At 27.5% G+C, this 298-nt stretch carries 1 protein-coding gene; it reads right to left on the bottom strand.

What is annotated here, in order from left to right:
• Positions 1–106: 106 nt before the first annotated feature.
• The coding region (locus tag FNN09_RS21420; RefSeq protein WP_221932567.1) for a hypothetical protein at positions 107–298 on the bottom strand (192 nt) is incomplete at its 5' end.

The raw sequence follows: 298 nt of genomic DNA, 5'->3' as shown, positions 1-298 counted from the left end.
ATCAAACTCTTCGTTGTATAAAAATTTTAAATATCTCTAGATAAATTCTTATAGTTCTAATTGACTTCAGATTTTCACTTTTTAACCTTTTCTAATTCATTTCAAATTAGGTACTATCCAATATTTTCAAAGAACTTTTTCCGATTTTCCGGAAGTGCAATTTCAACTGTTTCAACAGTCTAAAATCAATAACGTTAACTCCTCTCGTTTGAAGAGCGGCTGCAAAGGTAAGTCTTATTTTTAATTCAGCAAATAAAAAATGTATTTTTTGAATCTTTTTTTTGAAGCGAAATTCAAG

The sequence above is a fragment of the Carboxylicivirga sp. M1479 genome (assembly GCF_007097485.1).
Taxonomy (GTDB): Bacteria; Bacteroidota; Bacteroidia; order Bacteroidales; family Marinilabiliaceae; genus Carboxylicivirga.
The sequence above is the reverse complement of the archived record's forward strand: the minus strand, read 5'-3'. Positions and strand labels throughout refer to the sequence as shown.